Below are 18152 nucleotides of genomic sequence, written 5' to 3'. Positions count from 1 at the left end.
CCAGCCTTGCCGTTAGGCCGTAAACTCATAAATGGCACCATCGAGGTTTGAGGCAAAACGGCCATGTGCAAGGAAGGCGGGCGCAGGAATATGTCGATATTTCAAGCCCGACTGACGCGGCAGATGGCCGTTTTGGTCAAATCCCGAAGGGACGCCAGAATGGCTTCCATCTCGAACCGAAACGCCCTTGCAGGGGCAACAAGCCCCTGCAAGGGCGTTTCGGCCCGATATGTTCGCCATTCTGGTGCCTTGATGGTGCCATTTATGAGTTTACGGCCTAGTTTTGGATGCGGATGATGTAGCCCGCCCGCGATTGTTCCGGGGGCAGGTGGCCATACCCTTCGACCATCAGGCTGTCGTGGCGGATGTCGGGGCTGGTCAGGCCGGGAATGTAGAGCTGCTCGAGGGTGATGCCCGATTCATCGACGCCTGAGAGAATCTCGTTCACGCCGATTTGCGGATTGCGCCGGATGACCGGAGCGCTGACGCCGGACCAGGCGAGAAGCGGGACTTTCAGTCGGGCCTGCACCACCACTGTCATCTCGTTCCATTCCGGCGGCACGCAAGCCAGCAGTCGCAATGCGACCGGCATCGAGAGGCCGCGCAAATCTGCCACCTGTTCGACCCGCTTGTACTGATCCCAGCGCAGCCACCAGCACCCCGCCAGCGCGATATGGGGCAGGCCACTGCCCGCCAGCCGCACGATCCGCGTGCCCGCCGGCAAGGTGACCGCGCGGGGTGAAACTATGCCGCCATTTGTGATGCGCAGCAGCACTTCTCCTTCAGGGCTTACGACCTCGGAGGTAGGGTTGCCGGGGCTGCCACCGCTGGCGAGAAGCCGCGATTCGGGCCGTTCGAACCAATCCTGATTTATCGTGCGCAAGATTGCCCGCTCCCTTTTGCAAATGGCAAGCTGACCATTGATACATAACAAAGGCCGCGAAACTTGCACGAAGATCGCGGCGTTGCTGTGCGCTGGCGCACTGGGCACTTTACGGCTCGATCCAGACACGGCAGGAAGCGGCGCATGGCAACCATCGAAAATCCCGCCCCGGCAATCCGTATCCGCGATTTGGTGAAGCGTTATGCGCCCACGGGAAAATCTGCGGGCAAACTGGCGCTGGATGGCGTCAGCTTCGATGTGCCGCAGGGGCAGATATTCGGGCTGCTGGGGCCGAATGGCGCGGGCAAATCGACGCTCATCAACACGCTCGCAGGCCTTGTCATGAAGACATCAGGCAGCGTCGAGATCTGGGGCCACGATATCGATCACGATGTGCGCAACGCCAAGGCTTCCATCGGGATCGTGCCGCAGGAAATTGTGTTCGATCCGTTCTTCACCCCTGCAGAAGTGCTGGAGAACCAGGCAGGACTGTATGGCGTGCCCAAGGCGCTTCGGCGCACGATGGACCTGCTGCGTGCGGTTCATCTGCAGGACAAGGCTGATGCTTATGCCCGGTCACTTTCAGGCGGGATGAAGCGCCGTTTGCTGATTGCCAAGGCAATGGTCCATGCGCCGCCGGTGCTGGTGCTGGACGAGCCGACGGCGGGCGTTGACGTGGAACTGCGGCGGCAGTTGTGGGAACTGGTCGGCGAACTCAACAACGATGGGGTGACGGTGGTCTTGACCACGCACTATTTGGAAGAAGCGGAAGAGTTGTGTGACCGCATCGCCATCATCAATCACGGCAAACTGATCGCCAACAAGCCGACGCGCGAACTGGTGGACATGGCGCGCGAGAAAATCGTGGTGCTGACGCTGGACCGCGATGTTGATGTTGCGCCGCAGCATCCCGCGTTCCTGAAAAGCGTGGTTTCCGCCGAGCGGCAGGTCGAGATCGGGTATGACAAGGATGCGATGACAGCAGGCGAAGTGATGAGCGTGGTGCAGGGGCAGGGCTATGCCATCATCGACGTATCAACGCGCGAGGCCGATCTTGAAGACGTGTTCGTGACTCTGACGAGCAAGCCTCGTGAGGTGGCCTAACGATTTGCCGCGCTGAGCGGCAAGTGCGTGTCAGGGCTTGAAAATCGGTTCTTCACCGCTTGTTCGCCGACGCCATCCGCCCACCTCGCGGCGGCGGATTTCGACACCGCAACGCTTGCACCTGCCGACGAAGGCGTGACCGTTCCACTCCACGGTTTCGCGTGCGGGGCGATGGCGATTGAACAGGCACACCAATCTTGAGCCGATCATGGCCACTCCGTTCGGGCAAGGGCTTTGTAAGTCACACTGCGTACCATGCTGCGGTTGCGAAGAACAACTCTTCGTCCGGTTAAACTGCATTAAAATTATCCGTCGATTTCATGCGCGGAATGTGACCGTGATTACGTTTGCATCGCGCCTTGCACTTTCCAGCGCGGGGACCAGCGGCTACGGCAGGGTTGACGGGGCGAGGTTGGCGGGCATCAGGCCCGTACTGCGAGAGGACGGACGGCACTGTGGATGAGGCTGCGGATGGCGCTGGAGATCACACAGACGCGCATGACGTCCTGATCATCGGATCGGGCGCGGCAGGGCTTACGGCAGCGCTGGTGCTGGCGGAAAAGTGCCGCGTGCTGGTGCTGGCCAAAGGTGGGCTGGACGGCGGATCGACCAATTGGGCACAGGGCGGCATCGCCGCCGTGCTGGATGAGGGCGATACCTTCGACGATCACATCCGCGATACGATGATTGCAGGCGCAGGCCTGAACCGGCGCGAGACGGTGGAATTCGTGGTCGAGAACGCGCCGCAGGCCATCGCGCGGCTGGTGGAACTGGGCGTGCCGTTCAACGCAGAAGCGGGATCGCTGCACCTGACGCGCGAAGGCGGGCATTCGCACCGCCGAATCGTGCATGTGGATGACGCGACCGGTGCGGCGGTGCAGAAAGCGCTGCTGAAGGCCGCGCGCGAGCATCCCAACGTGACTCTGCTGCCAGGCCAGACCTGCGTCGATCTGATCACCGGTCGGCACGAGGCAGCGCGTTATTCCGGTTCGGGGCGTGTATGGGGCGTCTATGCGCTGGACGAGGCGACGGGCAAGGTTGCGGCGCATGTTGCGCGCGCGACGATCCTTGCCACGGGCGGAGCGGGGCGCGTCTATCAGTTCAGCACTGCGCCGCGCGGGGCCACCGGCGATGGCATCGCGATGGCGTGGCGCGCGGGCGCACGTGTTTCGAACATGGAGATGATGCAGTTCCACCCGACCTGCCTTTATCATCTTGAGGTCAAGAACTTCCTGATCACCGAGGCGGTGCGCGGCGAAGGCGGGCGGCTGATCAATCCGCGCACCGGCAACCGCTTTATGGCGCACTACGATGCCGAACGCATGGAACTGGCTCCCCGCGATGTGGTGGCCCGCGCGATCGATGCCGAGATAAAGAAGTTCGGTCTGGACTACGTACATCTGGATATCAGCCACATGCCGGCTGATTTTGTGCGCGGCCATTTCCCCAACATCTATGAAAAGCTGATCGGGCTGGGGATCGACATGACGAAATCACCGATTCCGGTGGTGCCGGCGCAGCACTATACCTGTGGCGGGGTCTTGATCGATCTGGACGGGCGGACCGATCTGCCGGGGCTTTATGCTGCGGGGGAATGCACCGAAAGCGGGCTGCATGGGGCAAATCGCCTTGCGTCGAATTCGCTGCTGGAATGCTTTGTGTTCGGGGATGCAGCGGCCCGCGATATCCTGCGGCGGTGGTACACCTTCGATGTCCCGCCGCAAGTGCGCGGGTGGGACGAAAGCCGGGTTACCGATTCCGACGAGGAAGTGGTGATCAAGCAGAACTGGACCGAAATCCGCCGCTTCATGTGGAACTATGTGGGGATCGTGCGCACCAATAAGCGGCTGGAACGCGCGGCGCACCGCATCGCCCTGCTGTCTGACGAGGTGAACGACTATTACGGCCACTTCCGCGTGACCACGGACCTGATCGAACTGCGCAATCTGCTGCAAAGCGCCGACCTGATCGTGCGATCTGCCCGCGCCCGGCATGAAAGCCGGGGCTTGCACTATACGCTGGACTATCCGCAGACCGATGCTGTGGCCAAGGATACGGTGTTGGTGCCTTGATGTCTGGACCGGAACGCTTGCAGCGTTACTGACACAGCACCGACCCGCTCCCCCGGCCGACCACCCAACGACAGTACCCTATGGGTGGTCAGCCGGGGGAGTGGGCCGGTGCCGCTTGCCGAAACGCGAGTTTCGGCCAGAAAATTACGCGGCTTCGGCTTCGACGAACTCCGGGTAGAACACCGGGGGACGGGTAGACCAGCCATGCGCCGTGGCGGCCGCTTCGCTGATCGACTGGAGCAGGTGGCGGCGGCGGTCAGGGCGGATCATCGGCAGGGCTGCCGCTCCGCAGAACGCGCCGGGAAGCCACGGGCGGGCCTCTGCACCCAGCAGGCGTTCGTAGAGGAAGCGGTAGGCCGAAAAGCCAGTGATGCGGCCCTGTGCCAGATCGAAGGCGGTCACGCGGATCAGCGATCCCATGAAGGGTTCGAGGCTGTCCAGCCCGTCAACGTGGCCAATCAACTGGCGCAGCATCGGAATTTCGGCATAGAGCGAGGCCTGCTGGCGGATCGAGGCAATCTCGTCGCCGCTGCGCGCCCAGCGATGTTCGGCATCGCCACGGCCCAGCGCTATATCCAGACTGCGGCGGATATAGCGCTGTTCGCACGCGGCGAAGCTGGCGAATTCGCGCATTTCGGAAATGGTCATGCCGCTTGCGTCATAGCGAGCCATCGTTGTGTCCTCCTGCCGCATTCGGGACTCGGCCCTTGCGGCAAGAGGATTATGACATGGCGTGGTTAACGGTGCGTAACCATGTTTGGCGGCAAGGCCTCAGGCAAAGGCCCGGTAAGCGCCGTAAGCACTGGTAAGGGTCAGAACGATGCCGACCATGATCAGCATGGCCTTGGCCGGAATGTGCTTGGCCGCCCACGCGCCGAATGGTGCCGCTGCGATGCCGCCAATCAGGAAGCCGAGCGTGGCACCCGCCACGTCTGCTACGCCGAGATGGAAGATGAAAGCGGCCGACACGGTGAGCGTCAGGAAGAACTCCACCGTGTTGACGGTGCCCACGACTTTGCGCGGATCAGCCCCCTGAATCAACAGGTTGGACGTGACCACCGGCCCCCAGCCGCCGCCACCGACCGCATCAAGGAACCCGCCGAGCAGGCCGAGAGGCGCGACATGCGTAGCCTCCTTGATCTTGGGCGGATAGAGAATGCCGCGCGTGAGCAGATAGACGCCGATGCCGCAGAGGTAGAGCAGCACCCAAGGCTTGATCACCGAAGCATCGACCGATGTCAGCACATAGGCACCGATGATGCCGCCAGCCATGCCGGGCAATAGCAGTCGAAAGAACAGCTTCTTGTCGATGTTGCCGTGGAGCAGGTGGCTGATACCGGACGTGGCCGTAGTAAAGCATTCTACGATGTGGACGCGCTGCGAAGCAAGCGCGGGCGGTATGCCCAGAACGCCCACCATGAGAGTATTGGAGATCACCCCGAAAGCCATGCCCAGCGCGCCATCTACCATCTGCGCAGCAAAGCCGACTGCGATGAACGGCAAAAGTGCCGACCAATCGAAACCTGCCAGAAAATCCATCGCGAATCCCACCCTGTTGTCCGCCTCGTGGCGGCGCAGGGAGTTAGCGGCAAGAAATGTCTACCGGAAAGGAAGAATTTAAACTCAACCGTAAAGGGAGAGTTTTTTGCGATGAACCGTTGCGGCGGGCCTCAATCGGCTTTCCGGCGATAGCGGAAGTACCAGACTTCGTGGCCATAGACCGTCCGCGCCTTGTGTTCATAGCGGGTTTCGGGCCAGCCACCGGGGCGATTCTGGAAGTCCTTCGCCTCGCTCGCCAGCCAATCGAACTGGTGCTTGTGGCGGCGCATGACCATCAGTGCGTGGCGCAGGTAGACCGCGTGATCGGTGCCAAAGCGGAACTCGCCGCCGGGGCGCAGCTTGGCGGCGAACATGTCGAGTGGGCCGTCGTTCATCATGCGGCGCTTGGCATGGCGGGCCTTTGGCCAAGGGTCGGGGTGCAGCAGATAGAGAAACGAAAGCGCGCCATCGGGGATGCGGCGCAGCACTTCCAGCGCATCGCCGTGATGGATGCGCACGTTGGGAATGGGCGGGTGCTGACCGTTGTCACCAGACACATGGGTAAGCGCCTGCGCCACGCCATTCAGGAAAGGCTCGGCCCCGATAAAGCCGTGATCGGGCAGCATATCAGCGCGGAACGCCATATGTTCGCCCCCGCCAAAGCCGATTTCGAAATGCAGCGGGCGCGCTTCGCCAAACAGCGCTTCGGCCGTGATCGGCCCTTCGGCAGGCATGGAAATCTGCGGCAACAGGTCATCCACCAGCGCCTGCTGGCCCTGCCGCAAGGGCTTGCCCTTGGCGCGGCCATAGAGGCGGTTGATCGTAGTGGGATCGCCGGGTTTGTATGCTGTCATAGGGCGCGCCGATGGCAGGAGCCGCACTGCCAGTCAACGAAAAGGCCACACACGGAAACGGCCCGCCGGGGAGGGCGGGCCGCTTCATCGGGATGCAATCTGAGGCCGGGAAGAATCAGGCCGCTTCGATCACGCTCATGTCATCGGGATCGCGCAGCACATAGCCACGGCCCCATACGGTTTCGATGTAGTTTTCACCACCGCAGGCGTGCGCCAGTTTCTTGCGCAGCTTGCAGATGAACACGTCGATGATCTTGAGTTCGGGTTCGTCCATCCCGCCATAAAGGTGGTTCAGGAACATTTCCTTGGTCAGCGTCGTGCCCTTGCGCAAGCTGAGCAGTTCCAGCATCGCGTATTCCTTGCCGGTCAGGTGCACGCGGGCACCATCGACTTCGACCGTCTTGGCATCGAGATTGACCGAAAGCTTGCCGGTGCGGATGACCGACTGCGAATGGCCTTTCGACCGGCGCACCACGGCGTGGATGCGGGCGATCAGCTCTTCGCGGTGGAAAGGCTTGGTCACGTAATCATCGGCGCCGAAGCCGAACGAGCGGACCTTGGAATCCATTTCGGAAATGCCCGACAGGATAAGGACCGGCGTTTGCACTTTGGCGACGCGCAGTTTTTTCAGCACATCGTAGCCGTGCATGTCCGGCAGGTTCAGGTCGAGCAGAATGATATCGTAATCATAGAGCTTGCCCAGATCGAGGCCTTCTTCGCCGAGATCGGTGGAATAGACATTGAAGCCTTCGGTCGTGAGCATCAGCTCGATCGCCTTGGCGGTAGTCGGTTCGTCTTCAATCAGCAGTACGCGCATTGAACTGCCCCTTCTCTTGCCAGTCCCCGTTGGCAATTAACCCGATATCAATTCGGATTGCCCGCCATTAACCATATGAGGAATGAACGTGAAAGGTTAATTTGTTGTAAAGGCGGGCAGGGGTTTCGGCGCGGTTAACCACCGATGCGTGCGGAAACGAATCGTTCGGGGGGCGAAGTGATTCAGAACGGGGCGAAAAATCTCATGATTCCAGTTGTCCCGGAATGAATCAGCGGGGGTGCGCTAACGCATCCATATCGGCGCAAGGTTAACCGACAATCTCCCAAATCGGCGCTTTTGCGCGGTTTGCAGTGCGAATCAGGCCCCGGTCACGCCAAGGCTCGATGCCGCTTCGCGCAACTTGCGCGCGCCTGCACTGTCGTTGCGCAATGCGGTCAGGCCTTTTTGCAAACCTTCGGCGGCCTTTTTCGGTTCGCCCAGTTGCATCCGGCTGCGCAGGAGCATGATCCAGCCATCGACATTGGCGGGATTGGCATCGAGCTTTGCCTCAAGCCCATCGACCATGCCCCGGATCATCGCTTCCTGCTGGCCCTTGGGCAGAGCGGCGGCGGCCTTCATCTGGTCGGACGTCGGCCCCGGAATGCCTGCTGCGGCCTTGTGCGGGCCATCGGTGATCGCACCGCCTGCGGGTGCGGCGAACTGCACTTCGGCCAGCCGCTTCTCCACATCGATCTTGTGCTTTTCGCCCACCGCGCGGATGACCGAGCGGATATCTTCGGCATAGGGCGCGTCGGCAGGCGTATCTTCCAGCAGATCAAACCATGCGTTGATCGCCTGCCGGTGCCGACCGCCCAGATCCATCGCTACCGCCTGAAAATAGCGGGCGCGCGCATCCTTGGGATCAAGCTTGATCGCCTTGTCGAAAGCAGCGCGCGCATCGCGCGGCATCCGGCCTTCTTCCTTGCTGGCAAGGACAAGCGATTCACCCAGAAACGACCATGTTTGTGCGTTTTCGGGATCAAGCTTGGTCGCTTTTTTCAGGGCGGTGGCAGCTTCGGCATAGCGTTCCGTCTGGAAATAGGACCAGCCGAGCATCCGCCAGCCTTCGGCGTCATCGGGCGTTTCGGCCAGCTTCGCCTCAAGTTTGGCGATCACGTTGTCCACTGATGGCTGCTGGCTCGGCGCGGTGGGAGGCGGTTCGGCGGCGGGCGGTGGCGTTTCCGGCCCGCGCATCATGGCCATGCCCCCGGCACCAAGCGCGATCAGCCCCGCCGCGATCAGCGCGAACCGGCCAAGGCGCGATGTCCCTTCCGCGCTATCGCGGGTTCCGGGGGCAGGCTTCGGCTCGGTCATCGCACACTCCTGACGGGCCACCTGCCTCCCTTTCAGGCAAGGGCGAGGCGACCGGGCAATCTTGCGCATATCGCGCAGGGCATGTCGTGCGCAACCCGTTGCGATATCAACAAGGGTGGACAGTAGGCGTGCATATGGGGCGCTGTTTGCAAATTGTTTCTGGCAATGCGCAGAGCATCAGGTAAAGTCGGGCTTCAGGGGTCGCAAATCGGTAAGGAGACGGGCAGGCGCAGGTACATGCGCCGTCAGTCGGCGATGCGGGGGACGCAGGCCGGTGGGCGAGATATTCAAGGTTGCAATTATCGGTTCCGGCCCGGCAGGCATGAGTGCGGCCAGCCGTGCGGCGCAGCTTGGCCTTAGCCATGTCCTGCTCGAAAAGACGGACCATCTTTCCGATACGATCTTCAAATATCAAAAGGGCAAGCATGTGATGGCCACGCCATCGCAACTCGTCCTGCGATCCGATCAGGAATTCGACGCCGGCAAGCGCGAGGATATCCTCGACAAGTGGAACGGGCGCACCGCCGAACTCGGTGTGAACGTGATGTACAATGCCGATGTGAAGGCGATTAAAGGCACCGGCGAGGCGATTGCCGGATCGGTCCAGAAGATCGTTTCCCGCGCGCGCGATGGATCGACCACCACCACGGAACTGCAACGCTTCGCGCCGCCCTATGCCATCACGCTGACCAATGGCGAAACGGTGATGGCGGAAAACGTCGTCCTTGCCATAGGTACACAGGGCAACCCAAATCTTATGCGCTGCCCCGGCGGCGATCTGCCGCACGTTACCTACCAGCTTGACGATCCCTATGCCGTGCTGGACCAGCACATTGTGGTGATCGGCACCGGCGACGCCGGGATCGAAAACGCGCGCGGCTTGGTGGAAGATCCGGCGCAGGGCAACACGGTCACCATCCTCAACCGCAGCCCCAAATCCACCAACGTCCGCGAAAGCTTCGCCACGGCCAAGGAGCCGAACGCGAAGGCACTGATTGAGGACGACGCGGCGGGCAAGCTGACGATTCGCTACGAGACCGAGACAAAATCGGTAGAACCGGGCTGGATCACGCTGTCCACGCGCGATGGCGAGGAGCGCATCCGCTGTGACCGGATCATTGCGCGAATCGGGTCGGCCCCGCCGCGCGCCTTCGTTGAAGGGTGTGGCATCGAATTTGCGAGTTCCGATCGGCTGGCCTTCCCGACGCTATCGCCGCAGTTTGAATCGACTGCGCCCGGCATTTTCGTGATCGGCGCGCTGGCCGGCTACCCGCTGATCAAGCACTGCATGAATCAGGGCTACGATGTCGTCGAATTCATCAACGGCAACAAGGATCTGAAACCGGCGGACGAACCGCTGCTGGAAGCCAAGTTCGCAGGGCTGCCGGGCCGCAGGTCGGTGAACGAATGGCTGGAATTCCTGCGCTCGAACGTGACCATTCTTGAAGGCATGACCACGTTGCAGCTGCGCGAATTCATGCTCGATTCCGAAGCGCGCGCCTACAAGAAGGGCGATGTGATCTTCGAGAAGAACGATCCGGGTTCATCGCTCTTCGCGATTGCATCGGGCGGGGTCAACGTGCGGCTTGATCCCAATGATCCGTCCAAGATCGTGCCGATCCCTTCGGGGTCCATCTTCGGTGAAGTGGGCCTGATATCGGGGCGCAAGCGCGGCGCGACCATCGTTGCCGCCGAAGATACCGTCTGCGTCGAAATCAGCCGCAACGCCGCGCTCAAGCTGCAAAGCCAGGTGCCCACGGCCAAGCGCGCCATCGAACGCATCTCGACCGAGCGCCAGATCCTGCAGATGTTCGGATCGGGCCTTACCCCCGCAGACATCACCGAAGTGGTCGATGGATCGAAGATCGTGCAGGTCCGCGCGGGCGATCCCATCATCAAGGAAGGTGATGATGACCGCGATATCTATGTGATTCGCGTCGGTTCGATGATCGTGGAAAAGGAAGTTGGCGGGAAGCCGGTGTTCCTGTCTTACCTGCCGGCTGGTTCCTATGTGGGCGAAATGGCGGTGATCGATGGCGGCACCCGCACCGCCACGGTGCGGGCCGCGATCAAGAGCGAAGTGATCCGCATCGATGGCAAGGCTTTTCGTCGCGTGCTGGCGGCCAAACCCGCCCTGCTGGATCGTGCGCGCAAGGAAATGGAAGTGCGCCGCGCGACCAACGCCTTCATCGAAACGAAGAAGGACACGTTCTCCGGCGTCGTCGATCTCTATTCCGAACAGGCCAAGTTCCTCGTTTCGCAAGGGCTGGGTGAGGCGACCGACGTTCTGCTCATCGATGAACGGCTCTGCGTGGGTTGCGACAACTGCGAAAAGGCGTGCGCCGACAGCCATGACGGCCTTTCGCGGCTGGACCGCGAGGCCGGTAAGAGCTTTGCCAATCTCCACGTCCCCACATCGTGCCGCCACTGCGAACATCCGCATTGCATGGCCGATTGTCCGCCCAACGCGATCCAGCGCGGGCCGGACGGCGAAGTGAAGATCAACGACACCTGCATCGGCTGTGGCAATTGCCAGCGCAACTGCCCCTATGGCGTGATTCGCATGGACAAGGTGCCACCCAAGAAGCCGTCGCTGCTTTCGTGGCTGTTCTTCGGCGCAGGGCCGGGGCCGGGTGAGCCACCGTATAAATGGTCGAAGAAGAACACCAAGTATACCGGCGATCCGGTGATCGACGAAGCGCTCGACCGGAAGAAGGCGATCAAGTGTGATATGTGTTCCGGTATCGAAGGTGGTCCAAGCTGCGTGAGGGCCTGCCCCACGGGCGCTGCCATCCGCGTTTCGCCCGACGAGTTCCTGACTGTCGCGCGGCTTGAGAACGAGGGGGCTTGAGCGATGGCATCGACCGCAAACAAGCCTGTTTCGGGCAAGAAGACTGGCTCATCGCGCCAGCGCCAGAACACGCACGAAGGGTTCCTGACCCATCGCAACATGTATTGGGCGAAGCTTTCCGCTGCGCTCGCGCTGGTGCTGACGCTGCTCTATATCTTCGTGCCGCTGCCGGGCACGCACTTCGGATCGAGCTGGCTGGGCTATACGCTTGGCACCATCGGCGCGCTGCTGATCCTGTGGCTGACCATGCTGGGAATGCGCAAGCGCGCGATCACGCCGGGGCGGTGGAGCCTGAAGGCATGGACAAGCGCGCACGTCTATCTCGGCCTGCTCGTCACCGTGGTGGGCACGCTGCATTCGGGTTTCGAATTCGGCTGGAACGTCCACACGCTGGCGTGGGCGCTGATGCTGCTGGTGGTGGGATCGGGGGTGTTTGGCATCTGGGTCTATGCCACGCTGCCCCGCGCGCTTTCGGCCAATCGCTATGACGAAGAAGGCGCGATCACCGAAAAGCAGATGATCGAGGCGCTGCGCTCGCTTGATCGGCAGATCCATGATGCCGCGCAACCACTGGATGCGCAGGCGGCCACTCTGGTGGGGCAAAGCCTTGATCAGGATCCGTTCGGCGGCACAATCTGGAACCGCGTGACCGGAAATTACCCCAATTGCGCCACGCGCCACGCGATCAACGAGTTGCGCGCGCTGCGTGCCACGCGCCAGCGCACCAAGGACGATCTGCTGAGCCGGATCGATGCGCAGCTTACGCGTAAGGAATCGATGCTCGAACGGTTGCGACAACATCTGAAACTCAAATCGTGGTTGCAGGCTTGGCTCTACGTCCACGTCCCCGTCACTTTCGCGCTGATCGCCGCGCTTTCTGCGCATGTCGTCAGCGTCTTCTTCTACTGGTGAGCGAACGATGAGCTTTGTTGTCCGCCAGATCGCGCTCAAGTCCAGTGGCGAGGAAATCGTCCGCGGCTCCACTTATGGCATGCGCGAGATGACCGTTGGCCGCGATTCGGCCTGCGCGATCCATTTGCCCGACCTTGCGGTGAACCCGGTCCATGCGCGTATCGTGCGGGGGGCGGATGGCATCCTCACGGTCACCGCAACCACCGATCAGCCGTTCGAAGTCAACGGTCGCAGCACGAAGTCTGCCGAAATCGATCCTGCGGTGGGTGGTGAACTAGCCTTTGGCGGCCACCGCATTGCCGTTTCGCAGGATGAGGATGGCGAAACGCCGGTGCTGACCGTGCGCCGCGTCGAAGCGGTGTCCGAATCAGCGGAAGATCGCGATATAGGCGCAGCCTACTCGCTCAAAGGCCTGCTGCCCGGAAAGCGCCTTTCGGCATGGGCGTTTTCGCTGCTGGTGCTGTTCGCGTTCCTTGCCTACCCGCTCTACAGCTATGCCACATATAAGCCGCTAGCGATGAAGGAAGAAGCGCGGCGGCCCGATGGTTTCCACGCCGATCAGACATGGACGTCCGGGGCCTTGAGCCTTTCGCACAAGGCGCTGAACGGTGATTGTCAGGCCTGCCACACACAGGCTTTCGTTGCGGTGACCGACAAGGCTTGCCTCACCTGCCATACCAAGGATGCGCACGATCATATCGCCGACAAGGCGCGCTTGCTAAAGGCGCGTGGAGAGCCGACCGGCATGGCTGCCATGCAGCGGGCAGTAGCGGGCGCTTTCAACCGGCCTGCCGGGCGTTGTGTCGATTGTCACACCGAACATGAAGGGGCGGGTGCTATGCCCGCAACGCAGCAGCAGTTCTGCGCGGACTGCCATGACGGGATGAAAGGTCGCTTGCCCGACACCAAGATCGCTGATGCCGCCGATTTCGGAACGGCTCACCCCCAGTTCAGGCCGACTCTGTTGAGCGGCATGGACGGGGACAAGCCGCTGTTCCGGCGCGTGGCGTGGGAAGCGGGCTTGAAGGAAGAAAACGGCCTCAAGTTCACGCATGGCCAGCACCTGTCGAAGACCAATGGCATCGCGCAGATGGTACGCCGTATGCCGGGCAAGTTTGCAGGTGGCGATGGCCTGCAATGCGCCGATTGCCACGCTGCCGATTCCAGCGGGGCGCGGTTCAAACCGGTGGACATGGAAGAATCCTGCCAGTCGTGCCACGCGCTCAGCTTCGATCAGATCGGCGGCACCAACCGCACGCTGCGCCACGGCGATCCTGCGCAAGTCGTGGCCGATCTGCGCGCATTCTATCGTGGAACCGCGCCCGCGCGCCCGGCCAACCTTTCGGGCATGGCCCGCAGGGTGCCCGGTGATGCGGCGATGCGGTCCACGGCGGCAGACTATGCCCGCGCGGTGCGGTTCTATCCCGGCGGGGCGGATCAGGCGATCAATCAGGTCTTCTCGAAAGGCGGCATGTGCTATGATTGCCACGTCGTCACGCGCGGCGGCACCGCGCAGACGGCAGGCTTTGCCATTGCGCCGGTGGCCCAGAATGACCGCTATTTCCGCAAGGGCTGGTTCGATCACAAGGCCCACGTCCAAAGCGATTGCGCAGACTGCCACACCGGCGCTGCCACATCGAACAAGGCAACCGACCTTCTGGTGCCCGGCATGGATGGCAGGGGCGGCTGCCGCACCTGCCACGTCGGCGGCGAAGGCGCCAAAATGGCATCCAATTCGGTAAAGGATCCGGTCGAATCCTCCTGCGCGATGTGCCACTCCTACCATATGGACGCTGGCGCTCCGTGGGTGCCGAAGAACGATCGCAAGAAGTCTGACGGTCAGATCGTGGCAATCGCGGATCGTCCGCGCTTCCCGATGAAGCCGCATTAAGGGGATGCTGGGGGGACGATGCTGATCGCGCAAGTCACCGACATCCACCTGGGGTTTGAGCCTGACTGCCCCGGTGAATTCAACCGGCAGCGGCTTGACCGGGTGCTGGAGGAACTGGCTGCGCTACAACCCCGTCCCGCTCTGTTGCTCGCCACCGGTGACCTGATCGACCGGGGCGACAAGGACAGCTATCTCCGCCTGCGCGAAGCTTTTGCCGACCTGCCGTTCCCGGTCTACTACGCGCTGGGTAACCACGATGTTCGTGCGACTTTTGCCGAAGTCTTTCCCGAAGCGCGCTTTGATGGCGGCTTTCTGCAATATGTGGTCAATGCAGGGCCGTTGCGGCTGATCGTTCTAGATACGCTGGAAGAGGGCCGCCACGGCGGTGCCTTCTGCGAAGCGCGCGCCGCATGGCTGAACGCGCGGCTGGATGAAGCGCCTGATGCGCGCAACCTGATCGTGCTTCACCACCCCCCGTTCGAAGCGGGCATTCCGTGGATGAACACCGATCCGGCAGAGCCGTGGGTGGAACAGCTTGCCAGTTGCGTGCGCGGGCGCAGCAACATTGTCGGCATGGTCTGCGGCCATATCCACCGCGCCATCGCTACGGCATGGGAAGGCACCATCGTCGCCACCTGCCCATCCACCGCGCCCCAAGTCGCGCTCGACCTTCGCCCCATTGATCCAGATCAGCCGGACGAACGCAACCTGATCATCGCAGATCCACCTGGCTATGCGCTGCATTGGTTCAACGGGCGCGAACTGGTCACGCATTGGGACACGGCTGAAGATCATCAGGTTCTTGCCAAGTTCGACGCGAATCTCACGACGATGGTGCGCGAAATGCTGGCCGAAAGACCAAGCGCGACCTGACTTTACCTTACGCCTGCCAGCGCCTTCTGCCGCCGCCGCTGTACCGAACTGCCAAGCCCAATCGCCTCGCGGTACTTCGCCACCGTTCGCCGGGCGAGGTCGAAGCCCTTGGCTTTCAGCAGATCGACCAGCGCATCGTCCGACAGGATCGCCTTGGGGTCTTCGGCATCGATCAACTGGCGGATCGCGGCCTTCACCGCCTCTGCCGATGCGCCTTCGCCGTCGGATGATGCCACGCCTGACGTGAAGAAATACTTCAGTTCAAACGTGCCACGATCGCAATTGAGGTACTTGTTAGATGTCACCCGGCTCACGGTCGATTCGTGCATCTCTATCGCTTCGGCCACCTGCCGCAATGTCAGGGGGCGCAGATGGGCAACGCCGTGGCGAAAGAAGCCGTCCTGCTGCTTCACGATCTCTGCCGCCACTTTCAGGATCGTTTTCTGCCGCTGGTCCAATGCCTTGAGCAACCAGTTGGCATCGGCCAGTTTCTCGCCCAGCCACGCCTTGGCCTCCTTGCCGACGCAGGCCCCGCGCATTTCAACATAGTAGCTGCGGTTCACGATCAGGCGCGGCAGAGTGGCTTGGTTGATCGCGATGTCCCACCCGGTTCCGGCAGCGCGAATCAGCAGGTCGGGCACCACCGCTTCGGCCATGCCGCTGCCAAAGCGCAGGCCGGGGCGCGGATCATAGCTGCGCAGCTCGGCCAGCATATCGGCAAAGTCTTCATCGTCGACCTGGCATAGCCGTTTCAGCCGCGCGATTTCGCCCCGCGCCACCAGTTCCAGATTGTCGATCAGCCGCGCCATGCACGGGTCGTAGCGGTCGGCCTCTTTCGCCTGCAGCGCGATACATTCGCCCAGATTGCGCGCGCCAACCCCTGTGGGGTCGAGAGATTGTACCAGCCCCAGCGCGCGTTCCACCACCAGCGCTGAAAGCCCCAGTGCTTCTGCCACTTCGGCCAAGGGCACACGCAGATAGCCCGCCTCGTCCAGTTGATCGATCAGCCAGCGCGCCACGAACAGCAATTGCTGGTCAGACGTGGCGGTGCCGATCTGGCCGTGAAGGTGCTCGGCCAGCGATATGTCGAAGCGCCCGTGCTCGTCGATATCCGGCGCTTCGCCACCGCCGCCGCCTTCGCGCGCGGAGGACAGTTCCAGCAGCGAACCGTCCCCGGTGTCGCGGTCCCGGTCGAGCGCGGCAGCATCGATATCCAGCGGACGGTCTTCCGCCACCCGCCCTTCGGCTACGAGTTGATCGACCGGTGAGGATTCGAGGTGGGTGCGGCGCAGTTCTTCGGGCAGGGCATCAACCGGCTCTGCCGGTGCGGAATCCCCGATTTCCAGCAGCGGATTGGCTTCCAGCGCTTCCCCGATAAAGGTTTCCACCTCAAGATTCGACAGCGCCAGCAGCTTGATCGCCTGCTGCAACTGCGGCGTCATCACCAGCGACTGGGTTTGCCGTATGTCGAGCCTTGGCCCCAGCGCCATGATCTAGATGCCCCCCAGCATCGTCATCAGCCAGCCTGCTTCGGCAGGCTCAGCATGAGCGGGGGGAAGATAAACCCACCCACAATCCCCGCACGTCCTGGGCCTGTCGAGGGACCGGCAGTCACGCTCACAGCGTAAAGCCTTCGCCCAGATAGAGCCTGCGCACGTTGGCATCGGCCACCAGCGCTTCGGGGCTTCCCGCAAACAGCACCTGCCCGCCATAGATGATGCAGGCGCGGTCCACGATATCCAGCGTTTCGCGCACGTTGTGATCGGTGATCAGCACGCCGATGCCGCGTCGCTTCAGGTCTTTCACCAGATGGCGGATATCGCTGATCGAAAGCGGATCGATGCCCGCGAACGGTTCGTCCAGCAGAATGATCGAAGGCCGCGCGGCCAGTGCGCGGGCAATTTCGCACCGGCGGCGTTCGCCGCCCGAAAGCGCCATTGCCGGGCTGGCCCGCAGCCGGGTCAGGCCGAATTCCTCCAGCAGCCGTTCAAGCTCTGCCTCGCGCGAGGCCTTGTCCGGCTCGATCAGTTCCAGCACGGTGGCGATGTTCTGTTCCACCGTCATGCCCCGGAAGATCGAGGTTTCCTGCGGTAGATAGCCCAGCCCCAGGATTGATCGGCGGTACATCGGCAGCTTGGTGATATCCACGCCATCCAGCAGGATGCGCCCCGAATCCGGTCGCACCAGCCCCATGATCGAATAGAAGCAGGTCGTCTTGCCCGCGCCGTTTGGCCCCAGCAGACCCAGCACTTCGCCCTTGCCCACTGAAAGCGAGATATCAGTCAGCACCGCCCGCTTGTCATAGCTTTTGGCGATCGAAACCACTTCAAGCCCACCCTGCGGAATAGGCGGTGCCGCATTGGCGGGCGCGGCAGTTTCATCGATCATGGTCATCAACAAACTCGGCAGTTTCAATCGATCAGTGGCATTCAATAGCGGGTCGGCCCGCCAGTTCAAACCCCGCGCTGCAATTTGGCAGGATTTATGCATGGCTTGATAGCGCGCCGAGATTAAATCCCGATGAAGGACAACGATGCCGGAATTGCTCTTGCGCCTTCAGAACCTGCATGTTCTACTCCCGTGGGATAGGAACAAGGGGTTAGGCGCCATGAACAAGGCCCTCCACTCAGCCGCCACCAAGGCCGAAAAGGTCGATTGGCGCAAGAAGATGAGCGATAATGTCGCTTATGGCCTGCTGGTTTACACCGGCCTGCAGATATTCGTCACAATGCACGAAATTCAGGGGACGAGCGCGTCGATCCTGCCATTGTTCGTGCTGGTCGTGCTGGTCGCCGCGATCATTCCGATGTTCCGCCAGTTCGAACGCCGCTGGGAACACCTGACCGATGAACAGGCCCACAACATGGCCTATAAAGCCGCATTCCGCCGCGATCAGATCAAGGTCTGGGCATTGGCCGCGATCCTGCCTATCCTGATCACCGGCCTCTATCGCGCGCTGTCGCTGCTGTTTTGACGGGCAAGGTACAGCTTGTAGGCTGACCTGCCATCTCACTCTCGTCACCCTGAGCTGTCTCAGGGTCC

The 18152-nt window shown here is 61.9% G+C and carries 16 protein-coding genes; 8 read left to right on the top strand and 8 right to left on the bottom strand.

What is annotated here, in order from left to right; translation table 11 throughout:
• Positions 1-277: 277 nt before the first annotated feature.
• On the bottom strand, positions 278-883 hold the full coding sequence (locus tag HGI47_RS01225; RefSeq protein WP_168850954.1) for a hypothetical protein: 606 nt from the start codon (positions 881-883) through the stop codon (positions 278-280).
• A 144-nt stretch (positions 884-1027) separates the two neighbouring features.
• Between HGI47_RS01225 and HGI47_RS01220 the strand changes: the two genes are divergently transcribed.
• The 3 genes from HGI47_RS01220 (at position 1028) to nadB (ending at position 4059) form a co-directional block, all read left to right on the top strand.
• Entirely contained in the window at positions 1028-1987 is a 960-nt protein-coding gene (locus HGI47_RS01220) for an ABC transporter ATP-binding protein (protein WP_168850953.1), read from the top strand.
• Positions 1988-2014: 27 nt separating this feature from the next.
• Positions 2015-2188, top strand: coding sequence for a hypothetical protein (locus HGI47_RS01215; protein ID WP_168850952.1), 174 nt, complete (start codon positions 2015-2017; stop codon positions 2186-2188).
• A 254-nt stretch (positions 2189-2442) separates the two neighbouring features.
• Positions 2443-4059: an L-aspartate oxidase gene (nadB, locus tag HGI47_RS01210; protein ID WP_168850951.1), complete on the top strand. Its 1617-nt coding sequence runs from the start codon at positions 2443-2445 to the stop codon at positions 4057-4059.
• Positions 4060-4203: 144 nt separating this feature from the next.
• On the opposite strand, the gene HGI47_RS01205 is transcribed toward nadB, so the two are convergent.
• From HGI47_RS01205 to HGI47_RS01185, 5 genes are all read right to left on the bottom strand, one after another.
• Positions 4204-4731: a hypothetical protein gene (locus HGI47_RS01205; protein ID WP_168850950.1), complete on the bottom strand. Its 528-nt coding sequence runs from the start codon at positions 4729-4731 to the stop codon at positions 4204-4206.
• A 99-nt stretch (positions 4732-4830) separates the two neighbouring features.
• Positions 4831-5598 carry a sulfite exporter TauE/SafE family protein gene (locus HGI47_RS01200; protein ID WP_168850949.1) on the bottom strand — a complete coding sequence of 256 codons (768 nt, stop codon included), beginning with the start codon at positions 5596-5598 and terminating at the stop codon, positions 4831-4833.
• 131 nt (positions 5599-5729) lie between these two features.
• Positions 5730-6452: a tRNA (guanosine(46)-N(7))-methyltransferase TrmB gene (locus HGI47_RS01195; RefSeq protein ID WP_168850948.1), complete on the bottom strand. Its 723-nt coding sequence runs from the start codon at positions 6450-6452 to the stop codon at positions 5730-5732.
• Positions 6453-6567: 115 nt separating this feature from the next.
• Positions 6568-7269 carry a response regulator transcription factor CtrA gene (gene ctrA, locus HGI47_RS01190; protein WP_168850947.1) on the bottom strand — a complete coding sequence of 234 codons (702 nt, stop codon included), beginning with the start codon at positions 7267-7269 and terminating at the stop codon, positions 6568-6570.
• Positions 7270-7587: 318 nt separating this feature from the next.
• Complete coding sequence (locus HGI47_RS01185; RefSeq protein WP_168850946.1) at positions 7588-8583, bottom strand: tetratricopeptide repeat protein; 996 nt, start codon at positions 8581-8583, stop codon at positions 7588-7590.
• 322 nt (positions 8584-8905) lie between these two features.
• Between HGI47_RS01185 and HGI47_RS01180 the strand changes: the two genes are divergently transcribed.
• The 4 genes from HGI47_RS01180 to HGI47_RS01165 are packed head-to-tail and all read left to right on the top strand — an operon-like array spanning position 8906 to position 15110.
• Positions 8906-11434, top strand: coding sequence for a cyclic nucleotide-binding domain-containing protein (locus HGI47_RS01180; protein ID WP_206065948.1), 2529 nt, complete (start codon positions 8906-8908; stop codon positions 11432-11434).
• A gap of 3 nt (positions 11435-11437) precedes the next feature.
• Complete coding sequence (locus HGI47_RS01175; RefSeq protein WP_168850944.1) at positions 11438-12346, top strand: hypothetical protein; 909 nt, start codon at positions 11438-11440, stop codon at positions 12344-12346.
• Between the two features lie 7 nt (positions 12347-12353).
• Positions 12354-14237: a cytochrome c3 family protein gene (locus HGI47_RS01170; RefSeq protein ID WP_168850943.1), complete on the top strand. Its 1884-nt coding sequence runs from the start codon at positions 12354-12356 to the stop codon at positions 14235-14237.
• Between the two features lie 18 nt (positions 14238-14255).
• Positions 14256-15110, top strand: coding sequence for a phosphodiesterase (locus tag HGI47_RS01165; protein ID WP_168850942.1), 855 nt, complete (start codon positions 14256-14258; stop codon positions 15108-15110).
• A 2-nt stretch (positions 15111-15112) separates the two neighbouring features.
• Here HGI47_RS01165 and rpoN read toward each other — a convergent pair whose 3' ends face one another.
• Both rpoN and lptB read right to left on the bottom strand, forming a co-directional pair.
• The gene (gene rpoN, locus HGI47_RS01160) at positions 15113-16600 is read right to left on the bottom strand and encodes an RNA polymerase factor sigma-54 (protein ID WP_168850941.1); all 1488 of its coding nucleotides are present in this window, start codon (positions 16598-16600) and stop codon (positions 15113-15115) included.
• A gap of 127 nt (positions 16601-16727) precedes the next feature.
• A complete protein-coding gene (gene lptB / locus HGI47_RS01155; protein ID WP_168850940.1) occupies positions 16728-17504 on the bottom strand; it encodes an LPS export ABC transporter ATP-binding protein in 777 nt (258 codons plus the stop codon).
• Between the two features lie 214 nt (positions 17505-17718).
• Between lptB and HGI47_RS01150 the strand changes: the two genes are divergently transcribed.
• Positions 17719-18084, top strand: coding sequence for a hypothetical protein (locus HGI47_RS01150; RefSeq protein WP_168850939.1), 366 nt, complete (start codon positions 17719-17721; stop codon positions 18082-18084).
• The last annotated feature ends 68 nt before the right edge of the window (positions 18085-18152 follow it).

Source organism: Novosphingobium sp. ERN07 (assembly GCF_012641335.1).
Lineage (GTDB): Bacteria > Pseudomonadota > Alphaproteobacteria > Sphingomonadales > Sphingomonadaceae > Novosphingobium.
The sequence above is the reverse complement of the archived record's forward strand: the minus strand, read 5'-3'. Positions and strand labels throughout refer to the sequence as shown.